The sequence below is a fragment of the Paenibacillus hamazuiensis genome (assembly GCF_023276405.1).
Lineage (GTDB): Bacteria > Bacillota > Bacilli > Paenibacillales > NBRC-103111 > Paenibacillus_AF > Paenibacillus_AF hamazuiensis.
On record NZ_JALRMO010000001.1, the window covers coordinates 1,763,906 to 1,779,687 of the forward strand.

13 protein-coding genes are annotated in these 15,782 nt (G+C 56.8%); 9 read left to right on the forward strand and 4 right to left on the reverse strand.

Going from position 1 to position 15,782, the window contains the following annotated elements; genetic code table 11:
• Positions 1 to 71: 71 nt before the first annotated feature.
• Positions 72 to 737: a bis(5'-nucleosyl)-tetraphosphatase (symmetrical) YqeK gene (yqeK, locus tag MYS68_RS07485; RefSeq protein ID WP_248925233.1), complete on the reverse strand. Its 666-nt coding sequence runs from the start codon at positions 735 to 737 to the stop codon at positions 72 to 74.
• Positions 738 to 1,040: 303 nt separating this feature from the next.
• On the opposite strand from yqeK, the gene MYS68_RS07490 reads away from it, so the two are divergent.
• Both MYS68_RS07490 and MYS68_RS07495 read left to right on the forward strand, forming a co-directional pair.
• On the forward strand, positions 1,041 to 2,138 hold the full coding sequence (locus MYS68_RS07490) for an iron-containing alcohol dehydrogenase family protein (RefSeq protein WP_248925234.1): 1,098 nt from the start codon (positions 1,041 to 1,043) through the stop codon (positions 2,136 to 2,138).
• An 18-nt stretch (positions 2,139 to 2,156) separates the two neighbouring features.
• Positions 2,157 to 3,086, forward strand: a complete 930-nt coding sequence (locus MYS68_RS07495) for an aldo/keto reductase (RefSeq protein WP_248925235.1) — start codon at positions 2,157 to 2,159, stop codon at positions 3,084 to 3,086.
• 158 nt (positions 3,087 to 3,244) lie between these two features.
• On the opposite strand, the gene MYS68_RS07500 is transcribed toward MYS68_RS07495, so the two are convergent.
• Both MYS68_RS07500 and MYS68_RS07505 read right to left on the reverse strand, forming a co-directional pair.
• Positions 3,245 to 4,807 (reverse strand): LTA synthase family protein, encoded by a 1,563-nt coding sequence (locus MYS68_RS07500; protein WP_248925236.1) that lies wholly within the window; start codon positions 4,805 to 4,807, stop codon positions 3,245 to 3,247.
• Between the two features lie 188 nt (positions 4,808 to 4,995).
• The gene (locus tag MYS68_RS07505) at positions 4,996 to 5,778 is read right to left on the reverse strand and encodes a C40 family peptidase (RefSeq protein WP_248925237.1); all 783 of its coding nucleotides are present in this window, start codon (positions 5,776 to 5,778) and stop codon (positions 4,996 to 4,998) included.
• Between the two features lie 297 nt (positions 5,779 to 6,075).
• Here MYS68_RS07505 and MYS68_RS07510 point away from each other — a divergent pair, with 297 nt between their 5' ends.
• The 4 genes from MYS68_RS07510 (at position 6,076) to MYS68_RS07525 (ending at position 10,083) form a co-directional block, all read left to right on the forward strand.
• The gene (locus tag MYS68_RS07510; protein ID WP_248925238.1) at positions 6,076 to 6,834 is read left to right on the forward strand and encodes an IclR family transcriptional regulator; all 759 of its coding nucleotides are present in this window, start codon (positions 6,076 to 6,078) and stop codon (positions 6,832 to 6,834) included.
• Between the two features lie 16 nt (positions 6,835 to 6,850).
• Positions 6,851 to 7,756 carry a fumarylacetoacetate hydrolase family protein gene (locus MYS68_RS07515; RefSeq protein WP_248925239.1) on the forward strand — a complete coding sequence of 302 codons (906 nt, stop codon included), beginning with the start codon at positions 6,851 to 6,853 and terminating at the stop codon, positions 7,754 to 7,756.
• Positions 7,757 to 7,791: 35 nt separating this feature from the next.
• Positions 7,792 to 9,261: an alpha-ketoglutaric semialdehyde dehydrogenase GucD gene (gene gucD / locus MYS68_RS07520; protein ID WP_248925240.1), complete on the forward strand. Its 1,470-nt coding sequence runs from the start codon at positions 7,792 to 7,794 to the stop codon at positions 9,259 to 9,261.
• A 564-nt stretch (positions 9,262 to 9,825) separates the two neighbouring features.
• Positions 9,826 to 10,083 (forward strand): YqkE family protein, encoded by a 258-nt coding sequence (locus MYS68_RS07525; RefSeq protein WP_248925241.1) that lies wholly within the window; start codon positions 9,826 to 9,828, stop codon positions 10,081 to 10,083.
• 803 nt (positions 10,084 to 10,886) lie between these two features.
• Here the strand turns inward: MYS68_RS07525 and MYS68_RS07530 are convergent.
• Complete coding sequence (locus MYS68_RS07530) at positions 10,887 to 11,588, reverse strand: FadR/GntR family transcriptional regulator (RefSeq protein WP_248925242.1); 702 nt, start codon at positions 11,586 to 11,588, stop codon at positions 10,887 to 10,889.
• Between the two features lie 135 nt (positions 11,589 to 11,723).
• On the opposite strand from MYS68_RS07530, the gene MYS68_RS07535 reads away from it, so the two are divergent.
• The 3 genes from MYS68_RS07535 to MYS68_RS07545 all read left to right on the forward strand — a co-directional run bounded on the left by MYS68_RS07535 (position 11,724) and on the right by MYS68_RS07545 (position 15,768).
• The gene (locus tag MYS68_RS07535; protein ID WP_248925243.1) at positions 11,724 to 13,136 is read left to right on the forward strand and encodes an FAD-binding oxidoreductase; all 1,413 of its coding nucleotides are present in this window, start codon (positions 11,724 to 11,726) and stop codon (positions 13,134 to 13,136) included.
• A complete protein-coding gene (locus MYS68_RS07540) occupies positions 13,133 to 14,539 on the forward strand; it encodes a (Fe-S)-binding protein (protein ID WP_420852098.1) in 1,407 nt (468 codons plus the stop codon). Before MYS68_RS07535 ends, MYS68_RS07540 begins: the two co-directional genes overlap by 4 nt.
• Positions 14,540 to 14,706: 167 nt before the next feature.
• Positions 14,707 to 15,768 (forward strand): ABC transporter substrate-binding protein, encoded by a 1,062-nt coding sequence (locus tag MYS68_RS07545; protein WP_420852099.1) that lies wholly within the window; start codon positions 14,707 to 14,709, stop codon positions 15,766 to 15,768.
• The last annotated feature ends 14 nt before the right edge of the window (positions 15,769 to 15,782 follow it).

Sequence of the window (15,782 nt, forward strand, 5' to 3'; positions counted from 1 at the left end):
TTCATACTGCCATGTTGCGGCGGCGTTGTCAATGGATGTCCGATTTTATTGATTTTTGATGGTCCATGTCCTCACTCCTTATCCTTACTATCGTATCGCGTATCGTCGGAGGCGGGCCTGCCAAGCTTCCGGGCAAGCTCGCGGTAAGCTTCGGCAAGCCACGGATGAACGACCTTCAGCTGGTCCCGGCGCTCCCACATATATTCGAGGTAGGAGAACGTGCCGTGCGCGAGCGATATGTCCAAACCGCCGAGCAGCTTGTCCAAAAACGGCGGGGTACCGGTTTGGTCCCACTCGATTTTATCCGCCACGAACAGCACCATATCGAGAGGCGACGACGAAGCCTTTAGAGTGGTGTGGCAGCCGACAGCGCTGAGCACCTGCCCGCTTGTAACCCCGAACAGCTCGGCTGCCATCGCCGCGGATATTTTTTGATGGACGATCATCGGGAAAGTTTCTTCTTCCGGCAGCACGTCCAGCCCAAGCCGAATCGCTGCGTCAACGCGGCGGTCGTTCGGAAAAACGGCGCTGATGTCGTGCAGCAGTCCCGCCGCTTGCGCAAGCTGCGGATCGACCCCGAAACGCGCCGCCTGCTTTGCCGCTTCCCTGCCGACACGGATGCAGTGTTCCGCCGTATTCGGGCAGCCATGAAGCCGAAGGAAGCGGGGAACATCGTGCTCCAGCCTGTCCGTACGTTCAAAGCCTTGCAGAAAAGGCTGCAATACCGGAGAAATCATAAGAAAACACCAGCTTTCCGTAAGAAATGATAATACGTCCGCCAATCGATTGTGCTATAATCCGATCATACCGAAAAAAGGGCGGCACTTCCATCATGTCTTTGCAGCTTTGGCAATGCGGAGCCAGCTCCGCTGCGACACATAAGAAGCCGACCGCCGGCAGCGGTGCTTTCATCATGCCGGAGCATACGGAAAAATGTGTCAACATTGTTTTTGACATGCGGCGAAGGTTTCCTCTCGTATTTGCGGCCAAGAGGAGTATAATAGAGTAGGCTGGGTACAACAGTGCAGGGAGGAGAAACCATGAACGGAGTACATTTTGTTGCCGGAACGCCCAATGCATATATTCATAAGCCCGGTTTGCTTGCCAGCGCGGGGGAATGGATGGCGAGATACGGCAAGCGCGCGTTGATTGTAACCGGTTCCAAATCTTGGGCGGCCGCCGGGGAAACACTCGCCCGAAGCTTGACGGAATCGGGCGTGACGTACGAGCTTGCGTTTTATCGCGGGGAATGCTCCTACGGCGAAGTCGCCCGTTTGCAGTCGCTTGTCGATCCGCAGGCGGAACTCATCGTCGGTGTAGGTGCGGGCAAAGTGATCGATACGGCCAAGAAGCTGAGCAACGACATCGGCAAACCGCTCGTTACAATACCAACGTTGTCAGCGACGTGCGCCCCCGTAACGAATTTATCGGTCATGTACACGGACGAAGGCGTGTACGTCGACTTTCCGGTATTTTACCGCAACGCGCTCTTGACGCTGGTCGATACCGACGTGCTTGCGAAGGCGCCTGTGCGTTATTTGGTGGCCGGTATCGGGGATACGATCGCCAAGTGGTATGAATCGGTCGCCTGCTCGGCCGGCAAACCGGCCAACCTGCCGACGATCGGCGGCGTGCAGGCGGCGAAACTGTGCTACGATACGCTCATTCGGCACAGCCGGACAGCCATCGAGGATGCCAAGGCAGGCCGGTCGAGCGAAGCTCTGCAGCTTGTGATCGACGCGGTCATCCTGTTCAGCGGTCTTGTCGGCGGTCTTGGCGAGGACAACTGCCGATCGGCGGCGGCGCATGCCGTACATAACGGCCTGACGGCTTTGCCCGATTCCCACCGCGCCTATCATGGGGAGAAGGTGGCCTACGGCATCCTCGTTCAATTGATGCTGGAAAACCGTCCGGCCGCAGAGATTGATGAGCTGATCGGATTTTATAAAGACATCGGGCTGCCGACCAAACTCGCCGATATGGGGATCGGCCGCCGGCTTTCCGAGGAAGAGCTGGATGCTGTCGTCAAAGTCGCCTTGTCGCCGGAAGGCACGATGGGGAATATGCCGTTTGAGGTTACAGCGGATATGGTGCTGGACGCGATCCGCCGCGTCGAAGAGCGGGGCCAAAATCTTTAAAAGAGAGGAAGACTGATAATGAAATACCGCACACTGCAAAAATCGGGCATCCAGGTTTCCGCCATTACGTTCGGCTGCTGGGAGCTGGGCGGTGGTCCGTGGGAATTTACGAGCGACGAAAACAACATGAAGGCGCTTCGTGCCGCCTTCGATATGGGCATTACGACGTTCGACACGGCGGAAGGGTACGGCAACGGCCACTCCGAGGAAATCGTCGGCGCTGCGCTGGAAGGCATCCGTAAGGATGCGATCATCTCCACCAAAGTCAGCCGGGCCAATCTGGCGCCGGAAAACGTAAGGAAATCCGCGGAGGCGAGCCTGAAAAGGCTGCGCACCGACTACATCGACATTTATTACATTCATTGGCCGAGCTTCGAGATCCCGGTGGCGGAAACGCTCTCCGAATTCAACAAGCTGAAGCAGGAGGGGCTCATTCGCGCGATCGCCGTATCGAACTTTTCGCTGGAGCAGCTCGAGGAGGCGGGAAAGTACGCGCAGATCGATATGATCCAGCCGGAATACAGCCTGCTGCACCGCGGCATTGAAAAAGACGTGCTGCCTTACTGCAAGCAAAACGGCATCGCCGTCATGAGCTACAGCTCGATCGCCAAAGGCATTTTAACAGGGGCGTTTCACATCGGTGGCAAACAGCTTGCCGAAGACGATTTTCGCAAAACGCGCCGGCTGTTTCTTCCCGAGCACCTGGAAGCGGAACGCGGGCTGATTTTGAAGCTGAAGGAAATTGCCGATGCCAAGGGCAAAACGGTTTCGCAAGTGGCGATCAGCTGGCTGCTGCATCAGGACGGACTGACCACGGCGATCGTCGGCACGCAAAATGTGAAGCATTTGCGGGAAAACGCCGATGCCGTCGACATCGAATTGTCGCCGCAGGAGCTGGCCGAGCTGAACGCCGCCAGCGACAAGGCGCTGGCTGCAATCGACGGTTAGAAACTGCATACCGTCGGAAACAAAAAACGGAGTGATAGCGGAACGAATGTTCCTCTTATCACTCCGTTTTATTGTCGCCAAGCACAGAAGAACAACGGCATTGTCCTTGTTCCGGCATCTTAGGCTTGAGCGTATGCTTTCCGCACCGTAGCTGCCGCTTACTTGTTAACGACCTTAATTTCCACAGGCTTCGACTCCGCCAGCACAGTTCCTTTTTCGTCGATGACTTGTGCTTTGAGCTCAAGGCTGCCGGGCTTTTCGTACATTTCCTTGGGCAGCGTCGCGGTAACAGTCGACTCGCTGACCCACGTCGTTTCAAGCGGTTTGCCGCCCGCAGTCAGCACGGTGGCCTGGCCGAAGGGGCCGCCTCTGATGCTGACGGTCTGCCGGCCGAAGTCGGTTTTGAACGGTTCGCCGGCAGAGATTTCAGCCGGTGCAAATTCCGTGATGGCGAGCGAGTCGTAGCCCATGACAAGCGTTCGCGCACTTTGGTCGGTCAGCTCGCCGGCCAGCATTTTGGATTGCCATGCTTCGTATTCGGCGACATCGGCTTGGTTGATCCGGTACTTGTCAAAGTACTCCTTCGGCGGGAAAATCGGCATTCGCTTAGACAGGTTGTACAAAAACTCCGTATAAGGCGTTCCCTGCACTCCGGCCAAATTAAGCACGTAAGGGCCGAGAAACGACGGACTGATGTCGAGCGATTCTTTGGGCTGGCGGGAAAAATTGTTCCAGACGATGACCGGCGTTTTATGCATCTTTTCCAAAAATTGAGGATCGCTGTCCCCGCTTATATACCCGGTATCCCGGTACACCCGGTAGTCCTCTTCGAAATGCGGCAAATGATCGCCGAAAAAGACGATGACCGTCGGCTCCTGCGAGCGGGTGAAATAATCGACGAGCGTCTCGAGCATCCGGTCGGCATCGCTGATGCCCTGCGCATACGTTTCGAGGATGCCGATATCGGCCCGCGGAATATCGCCGGTGACGTCGATCGTATTGCGCCTGAACTTGCCCGGATAGAAATGATAATGATTTTCCATCGTATTGGCGTATATGAAATCCGGCCCGTCCGTTTTCCGGCTTTCCTCGATAATCCGCCTGGCGACCGCCCGATCCGCGAGATAGGGACCTTCGTATTCGTTCGCGCCAAAAAACTCGTTGCTGATGAAACGGGAAAAGCCAAACCGTTCGAACGTTTGCCGCGTATTTGCGAACCAGTCGTAGAAGGCGCTGACAGCCGTCGCCCGGTAACCTTGTCCGGACAAAATGCTCGCCAGCGAGTCGATGTTCGCATGCACATGCTCCTCGTAAGCGACCGTGTCGGTCGACAGAAAGCGGATCGAATTGCCGGTCAGCACCTCAAACTCGACGTTGGCGGTAACGCCGCCGAATTGCGGTGAAAGCAGCCAGCCGCTCGTATGCTTTTCGGCCAGCGCATGAAAAAACGGGATGGGGTCGCGGCTGAACTTGACGCTTTGAATCAGCGTCGGGTCCCAGAACGCTTCGCTGAGCACGACAACGATGTTCGGCTTTCGCTTAAGCTGTTCTCCGGTGAGCTCGGGAACGGGGCCGAGGACGATGACCCGCTTGCCGCTTTCGTATCCCGATGTGGTAACGGCCAGGCAGATGATGCTGAGGAGGCCGAAGCCGCATAGGCGGGCCAGCCATAATTTTCGGGCTGAAAGCGTTTTAAAAAAAGCTATTGCAAATTTGAGCATTGTGGCATCTCCCGAGGATAACGTGTGCAATCGGCCCTATTATATCATGCTTCGGTCCTGAGCCGAAGCGAAAAGTTTACGGAAAGCGGCCGAAAATAAACGGGACGGAACATAAAAAAATGTCCGGCCGGGACATCGCTTGCGCGTACGATTTCCAGCCGAACATATGATTGAGGCGGTTAAGGTAATTATAACGCGCTGCCTCCGAAAATAAAGCGGTATTCCCAGTGGCGGTTTGCGATGCTATCAATTCGGACTCCGCCGGACGCTTTGGAATATGTATGCAGTATTTTGCCGTCTCCGAGGTAAATGCCGACATGCTCGATGCGTTGGCCCGAAGTATCGGACGGATAGCTGGATTTCGATGTGCCGCGGTATCCCATGAAGAACATCAGGTCGCCCGGCTTCAAATTTTTCCAGTTCGTCGTCGTATTTCCTTTGGCCTTCACATAGTCGCCCTGCTTGCGGGAGTCGGTAGGGAGCGTGATCCCAAGCGCATCCTTGAAAGCTTGGCGCACAAAGTCGGAGCAATCGAAGGTCGAAGTATCGGAACGGTTCGATCCGAATTCATATGGAGTGCCCATATATTTTTTACCGGCCGCAATAACCTTGGCCGCCGCTGCCGAAGTGTTCGCGGAAGAACCCGATCCCGAGGACGAACCGCCCGAAGACGAACCTCCGGAAGACGATCCTCCGACAGTTATGTATTGGGACAGCGAGCTGACGTAGCCGACCTTGCCGTTTTTATCCTTGACTTTGTACCAATATTTATTGGGGGCATCGATAATTTGTACTTGTTCGCCGTCCTGCAAATAGCGGATGCGGCTTGCGTTTACGTTAGGCTCGGTGCGGAAGTTGACGTCGTGAACGATGGTCCCGTAGCTTGCCGCATCGGCTGCCTTCGTGCCGATCTGAAGAGTTCCCAATGCCAATGCAGGCAGTAAAAACAAACTTGTCCATTTTTTAATCATGCAGGTACCTCCTTGGTGTAATTAGTACAAGTTAACAATAACATATAATTATGGTTAACATAAGCTGAAAAATATTCCAGCCGCAAGGTCCGGCCTGTTATAAAGTTCGAGCGAATGTCGGAATTTGTGAGGGTGTGTCGAATTGTAGTCGTCAGCGGGAAAAAGGCGCCCGGTTCCGAAAATTTCACAATAAAACATATTGCTGAAACGATGTTTGTTGTCATATAGTAGAGGTGTAGCGAAATAGTAAAACATGGTTTTATAATATCAAACAAAATACATACAGAAGGAGTTTTTATGCCGATCATTCAGTCCGTGGAACGGGCGCTGCAAATTTTAAATTTATTCGACGAACAGACGACGGAACTGAAGATTACCGAGATCAGCAAACGGATGAATTTGCACAAAAGCACCGTCCATTCGCTGCTCAAAACGCTGGAGGCTTACCGATACATCAAGCAGGACGAGGAATCCGGCAAATACCGGCTCGGCATGGCGCTGTTCGAGCGCGGCAATTTGCTGCTGCAAACGATGGACGTCCGCTCCGTGGCCCGCAAATATTTGCTGGAATTATCGGCCCAGACCGGGCAAACGGTTAATCTTGTCATCCTCGACGGAAATGAGGGCGTTTACATCGACAAAGTCGAAGGGCCGAAGGCGGCCATCCGCTACTCCCGCATCGGCCGAAGAATCCCGCTTCATTGCAGCGCCGTCGGCAAAGCGCTCGGCGCGTACCTGAAGCAGGAGGAGCTGATGACGCTGCTGCAAAACTATCGCTACGAGCGGCGCACCCCGCAGACGATCGACAACGAGGCCGATTTCCTCAGGGAGCTTGCCGCCGTGCGCGAGCAGGGAGTTGCCTACGACCGGGAGGAAAACGAACCAGGCGTCCGCTGCGCCGCCGTACCGGTCAGGGACCATACGGGTCAGGTCGTTGCGGCGGTCAGCTTGTCGATGCTCGTTTCCGGCGTAGACGACCATATGTTCGAAGGGTATGTCCGGCTGCTTAAACAAACGGCGGCCGATATTTCCGCCCATATGGGCTATAAAAGCTAAAGGAGGATATCACCGCATGAAAATCGTTCGATACGCCAGGCAGGACAGGCAGCCGCAGCTTGCGGCCGTCACCGACGAAGGAGCGGTATACGAGCTTCCGCACCGCCATTTCATGGAGCTGGTCGAGGCGGCCGACGCCGCCGGAACTTCGCCGCTTCAGCTCGTACAGGACGCAATCTCGCATACGGCTCCACTGCCTGCACCGATGGAGTCGCTTCCGCTGCTGGTCCCGATCGAAGCGCCGGAAGTATGGGCGGCGGGCGTCACCTACGAACGCAGCCGCGCGGCGCGCAACTACGAGGCGACGGGCGGAAAGCTCGACGCGACAACCTTTTACGACAAGGTGTACGAGGCGGAGCGGCCGGAAATCTTTTTCAAATCGACGGCGGCGCGTACTGTCGGTCCGGGTCAGTCCGTCATGCTGCGCAGCGATTCGCAGTGGCAAATTCCCGAGCCGGAGCTCGGGCTTGTGCTGACGCGAACCGGCCGCATCGTCGGCTATACGATCGGCAACGACATGAGCTGCCGCGATATCGAGGGCGAAAATCCGCTGTATTTGCCGCAGGCTAAAATGTGGCGCAACTCCTGCTCGATCGGCCCCGCCATCCGGCTTGCCGAAACCGTCGACGATCCGTACGCGTTTTCGCTCGCCTGCCGCATTTACCGGGACGGAGAGCTGGCCGTCGAAGGAACCGCTTCCACAGGGCAGCTCAAAAGGCGCCTGGATGAGCTTGTCTCGTTTCTGTGCCGGGATAACGCGATCTTCGACGGCACCGTACTGCTGACCGGCACGTGCATCGTGCCTCCGAACGAGTTCACGCTCGCGCCGGGGGACCGCATCGAAATTGAAATCGGCGGCATCGGCGTGCTGGTGAATCCGGTGGCTGCCGCCGAGCGGCAGGAACGGACGCAGACCGCTTGACATCATTTTTTCAAATCGGAGGAGGAAACGGAGTTATGGGCAGCACCGTAAGCGAAACGAAAACCTATTTGAATTATGTAAACGGCGAATGGACGTCTTCGTCCGCAGGCCAAACCGAGCCCAGCCTGAACCCGGCAAACCGCGGCGATGTGGTCGGGTATGTGCAGGTTTCGGCGCCGGAAGATTTAAATAAAGCGGCAGCAGCGGCAAAGGAAGCGGCGGGAACATGGCGGAAGCTGGCCGGAGCGGTCCGCGGGGATTATTTGTACAAAGTGTCAAACCTGATCGAAGCGCGCATCGACGATATCGCCGCAACGATGACGCGGGAAATGGGCAAAACGTTCCCCGAGGCGAAGGGCGAAACGGCGCGGGGCATAGCGATACTCCGCTATTACGCCGGCGAAGGGATGCGCAAGATCGGCGACGTCATTCCGTCGACGGACAGCGAAGCGCTGATGTTTACGACGCGCGTTCCGCTTGGCGTGGTCGGAGTGATCACGCCGTGGAATTTTCCTGTGGCGATCCCGATTTGGAAAATCGCGCCGGCGCTGATCTACGGCAACACGGTCGTGTTTAAGCCCGCGCAGGAAACGGCGGTCACCGCAGCCAAAATCATCGAGTGCTTCCATGAAGCGGGGCTGCCGAAAGGCGTGCTCAACTTCGTGACCGGACGCGGTTCGGTCATCGGCCAAGGCATCATCGATCACCCGGATATTCAGGGCGTCACGTTTACCGGCTCCGATACCGTCGGCAAGCAGGTAGGTCTCGGGGCGCTGAAGCGCGGGGCGAAATATCAGCTTGAAATGGGCGGCAAAAATCCGGTCATCGTGGCAAACGACGCCGATCTGGAGCAGGCTTTGGAGGCGACGATCAGCGGAGCTTTCCGTTCCACGGGGCAAAAATGCACCGCGACAAGCCGGGTCATCGTTCAAAGCGGCATTTACGATACATTTAAGGAACAACTGCTAGCCAAAGTCAAAACGATCAAAGTGGGAGACGGCCTTAAGGCCGATACGTGGATGGGGCCGTGCGCCAGCGAGTCTCAGCTGAATACGGTGCTGCATTATATCGATAAAGGCGTGCAGGAGGGAGCTTGGCTGCTTTGCGGCGGAAACCGACTCGCCGGCGAGGAGTACGAGTCCGGCTGGTTCGTCGAGCCGACCGTATTTGAAGGCGTCGAGCGCGGCATGACGATCGCCCAGGAGGAAATTTTCGGGCCGGTCATCGCGCTAATGAAGGTGGAAACGATTCAGGAAGCGCTTGATATCGCCAACGATGTGAAGTACGGCTTAAGCGCTTCGATTTTTACGAAAAATATCGGCAGCATGCTTGAATTCATCCGCGACATGGACGCGGGACTTGTGCGGATTAACGCGGAATCGGCCGGGGTGGAGCTGCAGGCGCCGTTCGGCGGCATGAAGCAGTCGAGCTCCCATTCCCGCGAGCAGGGGCAGGCGGCCATCGAGTTTTTCACTTCGATCAAGACGGTGTTTGTCAAGCCGTAGAGCTTAGAGTGCACCGCAAAAATGAAGATAACCGGAGAGGCCCGCATCTGGGTCTCTTTTTTTGTCTTTGCGAAGGCACGGTAAGCCCGGAACGGCTGAGAAGAGTATGAAGGTATTAGAGCGCGAAGCTTGCCGGCTGTCACAAAAAACGGGAGAGCTCCGGCTCTCCCATTCGTGAAGGTATAGCTATTTATGACACTTGCCGCAGCCGCAGCTGCACGTTCTTTTCCGCGACACTTTTGCGACGCCGGCTTTCTTTTTGGTACCTCCGACGAGACCTGCGCAGTTTAAGCAATCGGCGATGCACTGCTGCCTGCCGAAAATAAACAAGCGGGTGCACACGTTTCGGCAAAATCTAGCGCAGTTCGGAACAAAGATGCTGCCGCCTCCTCTGCGGTAAGTGGATCCTCTGCCTGCCATCATTTCACCATCCTTTATGCAAGGTGGTACATCATATTCATTTGAAAGCGATATTTCTTGGGCGATTGTTGCTTTGCAGACCCCGACGTCATAAAATAAATTACATCGCTTGAGAACAAGACAACCTTTGCAAGGAGAATGGATATGGCGAAAAAGAAGGGAAATGCTTCGGCACCCGCACCTGCGCCCCAAGAAAAACCGGCCACGCTGAAGGATCTGCTCTCTCCCGAAGTCGCCCGCAAGCTGAAAGAGCAGGCGGATGAGATGAAGGCGGCGGAGGAGAAGCGCAAGCTGGAGGAAAGGGAGCGCCGGGAAGCCGAGCGCAAAGCCGAGGAAAAGCGGCTGGAAAACGATTTCGAGTATTTGCTGAACAACAGCAAGGATTGGAGCAAGTACCGCTGAACGGCATGCAGCACATGTGGAACGCATCGATATCATTTCAGGGCGGCGGAAATTTCAGGGCCGCGGAAATATTTAGCGCAGCTGCAGCGCGTCATTCCCTGTTCCGCCGGATCCGGCTCGACGCTCTTACATCACGGACTGGGCGTCGCTCGGTGATTAGCGGTTCGAGCCGGTCCACCTGCATGACGAAAAGGCGAGGAGCCCGGTACGTGGGAAGTCCCGCCGTTTGAACGGAATGTCGTCAGGTTAAGTGGGACCATAGCGGAACTGCAGTTCGCTAAGTGGGACAGTATCGGATATTTTTGAAAATTAGCGGAACTCAGATGCGCTAATTGTTTGCTTACCCGCTCCTCAAGCCATTTTGCACCGATATAGCGCATCTCAGTTCCTCTATTTTTTCAACATGCCCATTTATAGGGGAAATAGCGAACGCAGGTTCCGCTATGTTTATATACTACTTAATTTAGCGGTTGACGGTTCCCTGTTATTTCGGACTGCCGGGCGGTTCCCCGCTTAGGTCAAACCTATAAATTCCGTGCGACGCGTTAACCGGACCATATTGCTATTAAGCGAGTTCAGTTTCTGCTGCGCGATACTTGCCTCGGACGGATACGCGGGTTTTGTTGCAGCACGGCACCTGCTTCAGTCGGATCATCGGCTCGCAGCGCGGTATCAGCCTCGGACGGATACGCGGCTTATGTTGCGGCACGGTGTCCGCTTCGGACGGTTACTTCGGCTTCGCAGCGCGGTGTCTGCCCCGGCCTTTTACATCTGCTTCGCAGCGCGGTATCGACCCGTGTCGGTTACAGCAGCTTCTGCAGCACGGCGTCGACCTTGTCGATATGCTGGGCCATCCGTTCGGCAGCGAGCGCCTCGTTGCCGTCGCGAATCGCTTCGTAGATCGCCGTGTGCTCCGCGAGCAGCCGCTCCGCCGAAGCGCGCTCGCCGTAAAACCAGAGCCGCCGCGACTCCTTCATGCTGTCCTGCAGCCGCTGATGGAGCGATTCCATCGTCTGCAGCAGCAGCGAGTTGTGAGCCGCCCGCGCGATTTGCAGGTGAAACGCGATATCCGCCTGCTCGCCTGCCGCCTCGTCGTCCAGCGTGTCCGCCATCGTGCGCAGCGTGTTCTCCAGCCCGGCGAGGTCGCTTTCCGTGCGGCGTTTGGCCGCCAGAGACGCGCATCCGGCTTCGATGAACTTGCGCACCTCCAGCACCTCGCGGAAAGGCTCAGTCTGATACAATCCGCCTGTCGACGCCGGCTTGTCCCGGGGCAGCTCCTTGCTGACGTAGGTGCCGCCGCCCTGCTGGATATCGAGCCAGCCCATCGCCTTCAGCGCGCTCAGCGCTTCGCGGACGGTCGAGCGGCCGACGCCGAAGCTGCCGGCCAGCTCGACGACCGAGGCGAGCTTGTCCCCGGGTTTTAAACTGCCGTTTTCGATGCTCGTCCGGATTTGCTCGAGCACGATCTCCGATCCTTTTTTCGGCTTGATGCGATTAAAATTCATTCCGACTACCCCCTATGCAATAATTTAATGATACAGTATAATCGGTGTAAAGTCATCAGATGACCTGATTAATTTTGTGCAGATGAGAGGTGCCGCCGCTTTGCACGAACAATCATGTCCACGGGAGGGAAAAACATGTTAACAGATTCCGTTCGCCGTCGTTTCCGCGATATTGTGGGAGAGGCGAACTTTCGCGACGATATGGAGTCGCTTATTGCGCATTCCTACGATGCTACGCCAATGGTGCAGTCGATGCCCGATGCCGTCATCTATCCGCTGAGCACGGAGCAGGTGTCGGCCGTGCTGAAGGTGTGTAACGAACACCGCATTCCGGTCGTCGGCCGGGGGGCCGGAAGCAATTTGTGCGCAGGCACCGTGCCGGTGGAAGGCGGCGTCGTGCTGGTGATGAACCGGATGAACCGGCTGATCGAAATCGACCAGGACAACCTGACGGCGACCGTGCAGCCGGGACTGAACACGAAGGAGTTTCATATGGCGGTCGAGGAGCTGGGGCTTTTTTACCCGCCGGATCCGGGTTCGATGATCGTTTCCACACTCGGCGGCAACATTATGGAAAACGCGGGCGGCCTGCGCGGCCTGAAATACGGCACGACGAAAGATTACGTCATCGGGCTGGAAGCGGTGCTTCCAAACGGAGACATCATACGCACCGGGGGGAAGCTGTACAAAGACGTGGCGGGCTATGACTTGACCAAGCTGCTCGTCGGCTCGGAAGGGACGCTTGCGATCGTAACGGAAGCGATCGTCAAGCTGCTTCCCGCTCCGCAATACAAAAAAACGATGCTCGCCATGTTCAAGGACATTTACGCGGCGGCGCGCACCGTTTCCAAGATCGTCGGCAACCGGATCATCCCGTCGACGCTCGAGTTTCTCGATAATCCGACGATCCGCGTCGTCGAGGAATTCAACAAGATCGGGCTGCCGGTCGAGATGGATGCGATTTTGCTGATCGAGCAGGACGGCGGGGACGAAAGCGTCGTCGGCAAAGACATCGATGCGATCATCCGCATCTGCGAGGAAGAGGGCGCCGAGGTGAAGGTCGCGCAAAACGCGCAGGAGGCCGACAAGCTCATGATGGCGCGCCGCAGCGCACTGTCGACGCTGGCGCGCATCAGCCCGACGACAATTCTCGAGGACGCCACCGTGCCGCGCTCGAAAATCGCCGACATGGTGACGGAAATCAACCGAATCGCGCAAAAATATAACCTGCAAATATGCACGTTCGGCCATGCCGGCGACGGCAATTTGCATCCGACGTGCCCGACGGACGCCCGCAAGGAGGAGGAGATTCACCGCGTCGAGGAAGCGTTCGCGGAAATTTTCGATGCGGCGATCCGGCTCGGCGGAACGATTACGGGAGAACACGGCGTCGGCATGGTCAAGGCGCCTTATCTGGAGTGGAAGGTCGGGCCTGCGGGCATAGAGCTGATGAAAGCGGTTAAGGCGGCTTTTGACCCGAACGGCATCATGAATCCGGGCAAAATGTTCGCGAAGCAGTCGCGAAAAAGAGTGGTGGTGCAGCGATGAGTACACAGCAAACGATGCCGAAGGCGGAGCTCGCCGGCGAGACGAAGGCGCTCGCGGAGCGGATGAAGCTGACGCTGAATTACGACGAGCTGACGAACTGCATGCGCTGCGGCTTCTGCCAGCCGGCGTGTCCGACGTTTAAGGAAACCGGGCTTGAGGCCGCGTCGCCGCGGGGCCGCATCGCGCTCATGAAAGCCGTCGTCGACGGCTATATGGCGCCGGATGAGACGTTCAAGGCGCAGATGGACCTGTGTCTCGGCTGCCGCGCCTGCGAGCCGGTTTGTCCGTCCGATGTCAAATACGGCCACCTGCTCGAGCAGACGCGCGACGCGATCGAGCAGCATACCGAGCACCGGGCGTGGGTCCGCATGGCACGAAGTTTGACGTTCAAGCATCTGTTCCCGCATCCGAAAAGAATGAGGATGGTCGGTCTCGGGCTGAAGGTGTACCAAAAAAGCGGCCTGCGCGCCGCGGTTCGCGGACTGGGCGTTATGAAGCTGTTCCCGAAGCATATGGAGCAGATGGAGCGCATCCTTCCGGACGCTTCGTCCGAAGGCGTCGTGCAAAAACTCGGCGTGACGCTGTATCCGGCCGCCGGGGAAAAGGTCGCCCGCGTCGGCATGTTTCGCGGCTGCATCATGGACATCCTGTTCACGGATACGAACGTGAACACGGTCAAGCTGCTGGCGGAATGCGGCTTTGAAGTCGCCATTCCCGACAGCCAGACTTGCTGCGGCGCGCTGCACGCGCACAGCGGCGAAACGAGCCAGGCGAAGCTGCTGGCGAGGCAAAACATCCGCGCATTTCGCGAGGCCGGCGTCGATTACATCGTCTCCAACGCCGGTGGCTGCGGGGCACTGCTCGTCGAATACGACCATCTGCTGCACGACGACCCCGAATGGGCGGACGATGCCGCTTGGTTCGCATCCAAGGTGAAGGACGTCAGCCAGATCATATTGGAAAAAGGTCGCATCCCACAATTTTCGGCCGCAGCTGCCGGGAAACCGGGGATTGCGGGCCATGGACCGGAAGCGGAGCAGGCGGCGTCGGCGGAAATTTTTTCGTACCAGGACTCGTGCCATCTGCGCAACGTGATGCGGTCGGCCAATGCGCCGCGCAACCTGATGAGCCGCGTGGAAAACGCCCGTTTCGTCGAGCTGAAGCAGTCCGACCGCTGCTGCGGCTCGGCCGGCATTTACAACCTGATCCAGGCGGAAATGTCGACGCAAATTTTGGACCACAAAATGGAGCATGTAAAGGAAACGAACGCTTCCTACCTGTTAACGAGCAACCCCGGCTGCCTGCTGCAAATGAAGCTGGGCATCGAGCGGGAGCAAATGTCCTCGCGAATGCAGGCCGTGCATATAGCGGACTATCTGTACGAGCGGATCGTAAAAAAATAACCGTCATACGCCGTGTATCCCTTAAGGATATGCGGCGCTTTTTTTCTTGGAGGAAAAAGGCGGAGCCGTTAACAAAACCGAACGGTTCGCTTTACAATCGCATGACAAATGACCGCTATAATGGGGAAAACCTTACACAAAACAAAAGCAGGGGAGAGAAAGCACATATGATGAAAAAAGAAGCTTTGATTGCAGGTTTTGCAGCCTTGTTGGTATTAAGCGGGTGCGGCTCGCAGGACAAGCCCGCCTCCACGCAAACGGCGGGAAACCAGAGCGCTGCGGGCGGTGCGACTAAAGAGGCGTCGGCGCCGATTTCCGGAAAGCTGGTGTTCTACACCTCCCAACCGGAAGAGGACGCGACGAAGCTCACGGGAGCCTTCAACAAGAAGTATCCCGATGTGAAAGTGGAAACGTTCCGCTCCGGCACCGAAGAGGTGGCGGCCAAAATTCAGGCGGAGAACAAAGCCGGCAAAGTTCAGGCCGATGTGCTGCTGCTCGCCGACTCCGTCACGTTCGAAGGGCTCAAAAAACAAAATTTACTGCTTTCCTATAAATCTCCGCAGCTCGATAAAATACCGAAAACGTTGGTCGACCCGGACGGCATGTATTCGGGCACGAAGGTGATGGCTACCGTGCTTGCGGTCAACACGCAGAAGGTAAAAACCCCGCCGACCTCGTGGAAGGCGCTCTCCTCCGCGGAAAGCAAGGGCGCCGCCATCATGCCGAGCCCACTGTATTCCGGAGCCGCAGCCTATAATGTCGGCGTATTAACCCGCACGGACGGCTTCGGCTGGGACTTTTTCAAAGGCCTTAAGGACAGCGGCATATCCGTCGTTCAAGGCAACGGAGCGGTGCTGAAGGCGGTGGCGGCAGGGGAAAAATCGTACGGTATGGTCGTCGACTACCTGGTAGCCCGGGAAAAAGCGAAAGGATCGCCGGTGGAGCCGGTTTACCCGTCGGAGGGTGTGCCGGTCATTACGGAGCCCATCGGCATTATGAAGGATACCGCAAACGACAAAGCGGCAAAGGCGTTCGTCGATTTCGTGCTTTCCGAGGACGGGCAAAAGCTGGCTTCCGACATCGGGTACACCCCAATCCGCGAAGGCGTTCAAGCGCCGAAAGGGCTGAAAAGCCTATCCGAATTCAAAGTCATTTCATCGGATATTACCAAGCTGACGGAAGCTCGCGAAGCCGACAAAAAAGAATTTACCCAGCTGTTCGGGCAATAAGGGAGCGGGGCATT

Coding starts and splice junctions, on each gene's coding strand:
- yqeK (WP_248925233.1), bottom strand. CDS start 737: ATGATTTCTCCGGTATTGCAGCCTTTTCTGCAAGGCTTTGAACGTACG.
- MYS68_RS07490 (WP_248925234.1), top strand. CDS start 1,041: ATGAACGGAGTACATTTTGTTGCCGGAACGCCCAATGCATATATTCAT.
- MYS68_RS07495 (WP_248925235.1), top strand. CDS start 2,157: ATGAAATACCGCACACTGCAAAAATCGGGCATCCAGGTTTCCGCCATT.
- MYS68_RS07500 (WP_248925236.1), bottom strand. CDS start 4,807: ATGCTCAAATTTGCAATAGCTTTTTTTAAAACGCTTTCAGCCCGAAAA.
- MYS68_RS07505 (WP_248925237.1), bottom strand. CDS start 5,778: ATGATTAAAAAATGGACAAGTTTGTTTTTACTGCCTGCATTGGCATTG.
- MYS68_RS07510 (WP_248925238.1), top strand. CDS start 6,076: ATGCCGATCATTCAGTCCGTGGAACGGGCGCTGCAAATTTTAAATTTA.
- MYS68_RS07515 (WP_248925239.1), top strand. CDS start 6,851: ATGAAAATCGTTCGATACGCCAGGCAGGACAGGCAGCCGCAGCTTGCG.
- gucD (WP_248925240.1), top strand. CDS start 7,792: ATGGGCAGCACCGTAAGCGAAACGAAAACCTATTTGAATTATGTAAAC.
- MYS68_RS07525 (WP_248925241.1), top strand. CDS start 9,826: ATGGCGAAAAAGAAGGGAAATGCTTCGGCACCCGCACCTGCGCCCCAA.
- MYS68_RS07530 (WP_248925242.1), bottom strand. CDS start 11,588: ATGAATTTTAATCGCATCAAGCCGAAAAAAGGATCGGAGATCGTGCTC.
- MYS68_RS07535 (WP_248925243.1), top strand. CDS start 11,724: ATGTTAACAGATTCCGTTCGCCGTCGTTTCCGCGATATTGTGGGAGAG.
- MYS68_RS07540 (WP_420852098.1), top strand. CDS start 13,133: ATGAGTACACAGCAAACGATGCCGAAGGCGGAGCTCGCCGGCGAGACG.
- MYS68_RS07545 (WP_420852099.1), top strand. CDS start 14,707: ATGATGAAAAAAGAAGCTTTGATTGCAGGTTTTGCAGCCTTGTTGGTA.